At 61.2% G+C, this 5,548-nt stretch carries 3 protein-coding genes; 2 read left to right on the top strand and 1 reads right to left on the bottom strand.

What is annotated here, in order from left to right; all coding sequences use genetic code 11:
• Positions 1–682: 682 nt before the first annotated feature.
• The gene (locus VB144_11300) at positions 683–1,489 is read right to left on the bottom strand and encodes a CpsB/CapC family capsule biosynthesis tyrosine phosphatase (protein MEA4884217.1); all 807 of its coding nucleotides are present in this window, start codon (positions 1,487–1,489) and stop codon (positions 683–685) included.
• Between the two features lie 373 nt (positions 1,490–1,862).
• Here VB144_11300 and VB144_11295 point away from each other — a divergent pair, with 373 nt between their 5' ends.
• Positions 1,863–2,633 carry a CpsD/CapB family tyrosine-protein kinase gene (locus VB144_11295; GenBank protein MEA4884216.1) on the top strand — a complete coding sequence of 257 codons (771 nt, stop codon included), beginning with the start codon at positions 1,863–1,865 and terminating at the stop codon, positions 2,631–2,633.
• Positions 2,630–5,548 (top strand): SLBB domain-containing protein (locus VB144_11290; GenBank protein MEA4884215.1); only part of this gene is annotated, 2,919 nt, incomplete at its 3' end. The genes VB144_11295 and VB144_11290, both read left to right, overlap by 4 nt.

Here is a 5,548-nt window from a genome sequence, read left to right as displayed (position 1 = left end):
AGATGTTGCCTACCTCTTCGCACTCGTCCACAATCTGTTTTCTGAAGACCGCGTCGTGTCTGTCCTGCACTATCAAGCACCCCCAACTCAATCGTATCAAATGATCAGGATTTCTCCAATTGAGTTACGGGGCTAAAGGGGGAGTGACCAGGTTTTCGCGGGAGATGGGCGCTTATGACCCAGGTTGACCGCCACAGCGCATGCCTACGGGGGATTTCGGACCCTGCAATGCCCCAAAAGCGCTCTGAGCAACCTCACTTCGCCTAATTCCTGTAATGTCCGTGCCTGCTTTGACCAATTTGAGCCAACTCGAGCCGATATATACCCCCCCATTCCGCACGATTCAGCATGAACATGAGCCGAGCTGATCCGATTTCGCCCACCTTGCGGGATAACCTGGGTCAAATCCGTACACCTTCGTGGGAAACCTCACGGAAACGCGCTCGGGATGCCTCGGGCTTCCGGGGAGCGCTCAGGTTTGCGGTCGTCGTGTGGCTCGCTTCCCCTTCGTCGTGATCGGCGATAGGGAGCGTGAGAAGGTGAAATCATGACATAATGTGGCGCAGTTCACAGGCAACCCAAATGATGTGGTGTATGTGGCCGATTGCACTCGGGCTCTTATTGAACGCCCAAGGGTGCTGAAGATGGGCTGTAGGTGTGCCGACCGGCGGATGGCCCGGACTTACCTGCGGCCGAAACTGAAGAGGCCTCGCCCACGGGTGCGCCTGGTCTCTCGCTCAGATGCTGGTATGGGCGCCGGGTATGATACGCGCTCCCCAGCCATCACCGAGCGGGCATTCCCACCGAAAAGGGCCTCGGTATCCTCTGCTTCCAGGATCTTCGATACCTCCGACTGCGCACGATTCATCACTCGGCTTATGTTGCCTGGATGATGAGCGTCGCTTGCGATGAAATGGCACATTCTGTGCCTCACGACCATCATCGCAGATTCCCTGGCTATGGGCCCGTACGCACCTGCCAGGCTTCCCGCATCTATCTGCATTGCCGCACCCATCTGGATGAACCGGAGTATGACGTCGAGTTTCTGTGATAGTTCATGATTCCTCTCAGGATGTGCAAGCACCGGTGTGTAGCCCTGGGCTGAGAGGCCGAAGATGCAGCCCTCGGCATAGGGCGGGATAGCGATCATCGGAAACTCCACGAGCACATGCTTGCGGCCAGCGCCCCATGTGGGAAGCTCGCCCGCCTCAAGCAGAGGCAGGGTGTCCGGGTCGAGCATGATCTCAGCGCCGGCTGTGACGCGTACCCGTGATGCCGTCTGATCCTCCGATGCGCGGGCAAGCAACTCGGCGAGCCTCGCTTTGATCGATTGAGTGCGGGGGTCGCGTTTGGAGGATGAGGTATGGGGCGTCGCAATGATCTCTGCAAACCCGGCTTCATTCGCCTCACGGAGCATCTCCATGGCCTCGCCCATGTCGTACGCGCCGTCGTCGATCCCGGGAATAACGTGGCAGTGGATATCGATCAAAACTGCACCTCCTCGTGAAGAGAATAGCATTAGTTACGCGGAAATGGGAAGACCCGAGCACCCAGACCTGAAGAGGCGAGCGCACGGGGCGAGGGTATTGAGGAGAGCATTCTGGTGGAATGCATTACATGAGAACCCAGTTCACATGGGAACATGGCAGGATTAAGAGATCATTCGTGGAACTACGAACAGAACAATCAGAACAATACAGAGCACAGACCACTTTCGTGCTATAATGTAACCACGTTTGGCTTTTCGCTCCATGCGTGACAGGTTTCTGCGCCAATTGTGTGGTGTGATTTATGAAAGCGCGCTCATACCGGGCTGTGCCAGCCAGGCGCCCATAGCTCGGTGTGGCAAAGGAGTGCCGCCATTGTTGTTGCCATGGAATCGCCCACAGTCGACAGATGAGTTCGACCCGAAACAGTCCTTGGTGTCGCTGTACAATCCGAAATCGGCTGCCAGTGAAGCCTATCGAATGCTCAGGACCAACATCCACTTCTCCACTGTCGGCGGTACGGTAAAGATTCTCGAGGTCACGAGTGCTCTTCCCGGGGAGGGGAAATCCCTCACTGCGGCCAATCTCGCGATCACATTCGCTCAGGCGGGAGATACCGTCATCCTCATCGATGCCGACATGAGGCGTCCCACCGTGCACAAGAAGTTCGAGATGCCGGCATCTCCTGGGCTCTCGGAGTGCATCGTGACTGGGAATGTGGATGCGTCCATCAGGAAAGGCCCGGTGGAGGGCCTCTCCGTTATTGCTGCTGGCGCGATCCCGCCGAATCCATCGGAACTGCTCCACAGCCGTCAGATGGACCAACTTCTGGAGCAGTTGAAGCTCCGCGCGAACCTTGTGATCATCGACGCTCCGCCTGTGCTCGCGGTGGCCGACGCGACCGTTCTGGCATCGAAGAGCGATGGGGTGATCATGGTCGTCAACCTTGCGGAGAGTGATAGGAACGCTGCAAAGCGTGCTGCCGATGCGCTGCGTGCGGTGAATGCTACAGTGCTCGGGGCAGTCATAACCGGAATCAAGCCCCCAAGGGGCAGGTATCGCCAGCATTACTCCGATAGGTACTACTGCTATTACGACTCCCACTACGGCGACGGGGAGCCAGACGAGAAGGAGAGCAAACAGTGAAACCCTGCGCAAGCAATACTGCAGCGATGAGAAACAGGGGCATCGCCCCATACATAGCCGTGGTTCTGATAATCACATGTGCTCTTCTGGGTACGCCCTGCGCGATTGGCGCTGCAGCGGCTGCGCCGGTCGTACCGGTCGTGACGGCAGGGTACGTGCTGGGGCCCGGGGATTCCGTGAATATCACAGTTCTCGGCGATGAGCAGATCAATGTCAACGTGATGCTGGGCCCTGACGGGCTGATTTCGCTGCCTCTGGCAGGCACTGTGCAGGCTGCGGGCCTCACCGCAGCGGGGCTCCGCGATGAGGTGGGCCGGGCGCTTCTGAAGTACATGAAGAACCCAGTGGTGAACGTCATAGTAATCCAGTACCGCACGGTTGGAGTAGCGGTCCTGGGGAGTGTGAACAGGCCTGGCTCTTACCCGGCGCCTGTGGGTGTTGAAATGCGGTTGCTTGATGCGATAGCCGCAGCAGGCGGCGTGCGCGGCGACGCTCGCAGGATGAACGTAACCTGGAGCGGCGCCAGGGATGGCGTGCAGAGAAGCGCGACCGCGAACCTAGGCGCTTTGATAGATTCCCCGGCTGGAGCAGGCAATCTGCTTCTGGCTGCCGGGGATGTCGTATTCGTTCCTGAGCTTATTGAGCAGGCGTCGATCATGGGGCAGGTCGCTAGGCCAGGGGTGTACCCTGTCGGCCCCGACACTACCCTGATGGATCTGCTGGCTGCTGCGGGTGGACCTACCTCCCAGGCAGACCTGGGCAAGGTGAGGGTGTACCAGCCTGGAGCCACGGTGTCGGACAGAGCCGTTGATGGTTCGGGCAATGTGATGAATGAGACGAAGGTGGCCCTAGCTGATGAGGGCCTGCTATACGAGGGAGATGTGAAGACTAACCCCCTTGTTGGCGCTGGTGCGGCGATTGTGGTGCCGAGCGCGGCCATCAGGGTGCAGGTCACTGGGTTTGTCGCAAGGCCCGGACAGGTGGACCTGCTCCGCGGGGCCACTGCGCTGGAAGCTCTCGGCGCCGCCGGTGGGGCGAGGCCGGAGGGCGATGCCAGGAGAGTGGTGCTGACCCGGCGGAATGATGGCGGGGAAGCCGCTTTGCCTGCGGAGATAGATATCGAAGGGATCCTCAGAGGCGTGTTGCCTCGAGAAGCCGCTCCTGTGCTCGCTGACGGGGACGTCCTGTTCGTGCCCGAGGTGCGCGGACAGGTGCTCGTAATGGGCGAGGTGGCAAGGCCAGGCGCCTACAGGCTTCCGCGTGGGGCTAGGCTCATGGATGCGATAGCCGCGGCGGGAGGGCCGACCCCCCGTGCGGCTCTGGAGAGTGTGACTGTATACGCCGAGGCGAAGGATGAATCGGGGCTTGCCAAGGGAGCGGCCCATCCCGTGGGCCACGGGCGTGTGCTTTTCGCGGGAAGCGCTAATGAGAATCCCACTTTGGGTGAGGGCGACATAATCGTGATCGGATCCCGGACCATCATGGCGAGTGTCATGGGGCGCGTCGCCAAGCCCGGAACCTACGAACTCCCAGCAGGCGCCCGAGTGCTTGACGCCATTGCGGCGGCCGGGGGAACCGTGGCTGGCTCGGATTGCTCCGCAGTGGCAGTGAACAGAGCAAGCGCAGCAGAAGGCGAGGCCGGAACCCAGGCAGGCCTGATCGTGGTGAACATAGAGGACCTGGTCAGGGAGGTCAACGCTGAAGGGAATATCGTGCTTTCTGAGGGCGATGTCGTGTTCGTTCCGGAGACCCGGGAACAGGCGGCCATCATTGGCGAGGTCGCGAGGCCTGGCGTGTACCCGGTCATGCGGGGCGCAACTGTCATGGACATCATGGCGGCTGCGGGTGGGCCCACAGGGAAGGCGGACCTGTCGAGGGTGAAGGTGTACCGCGGCGGGGATGCCGCGGATGGGACGAGCCTGGCAATCGCAGACGAGCGTCTGCTGTATGAGGGGGACCTCAAGGCCAATCCCAGGCTGGAGCCTGGGGCGGTGATCGTGGTGCCTAGCGCTGCGATCCGGGTTCAGGCAGCGGGGTTCGTGGGCAGGCCCGGACAGGTCGAGCTGCTGAGAGGAGCGAGTGTTCTTGACGCAGTGGCGGCGGCGGGCGGCCTGAGAGCTGACGGCGACGGGACCGTGGTTGTGCTCACCAGGAGAGGACCATCGGGCGCGACTGTCTCGGAGATAGATGTAGAAGGGTTGCTCGCGGGTCGAGTTACAGGAGCTCCGCCGACCGTTGAGGACGGGGATGCCCTGTTTGTGCCGGAAGCGAGAGAGCAGGCCCTGGTGATGGGCGAGGTGGCAAGGCCTGGGGCCTACAGGCTTCCGCGTGGAGCAAGGCTGATGGACGCCATAGCCGCTGCGGGTGGACCAACTGCGAAGGCGTCGCTTGAGAACGTGACGGTGTACGCAGGGGGCGATGCCTCGAAGGGCGCCAGCTCTCCGATTGGCGCCGGCAAGGAGCTGTTCACAGGAGACGCCAGCAAGGATAATCCTGTGCTGGGTGTTGGGGATATCATCGTTGTTGGCAGCCGCACGGTCGCGGTGAATGTGATAGGACGAGTCGCAAGGCCAGGGGCATATGAGCTTCCCGCAGGCGCGAAAGTCGTCGACGCGATTGCGGCGGCAGGTGGGCTTGCGGTTGGCGCGGATGGCGGGGCGGCGGTGCTGACCCGAAAGGCGACGGCGAATACGAAGCCCGGCAGCCTGGCGGTGGACGCAGAGGCCGTACTGCGCGACCAGAAGTCGGAATCCAACTATGCCCTAGCAGAGGGCGATGTGATCTACATACCGGAGGCCAGGGAGCAAGCGGCTATCCTGGGCGAGGTGGCCAGGCCAGGGGTGTACCCGGTTGGACGGGACGTCACACTCATGGACCTTCTAGCCGCGGCCGGCGGGCCGACGGCAAAGGCTGAT

The organism is Clostridia bacterium, assembly GCA_034926675.1.
Taxonomy (GTDB): Bacteria; Bacillota; DTU025; order DTU025; family DTU025; genus JAYFQW01.
Note: the sequence above shows the minus strand (reverse complement) of the source record. Positions and strands in the feature narration are given on the sequence as shown.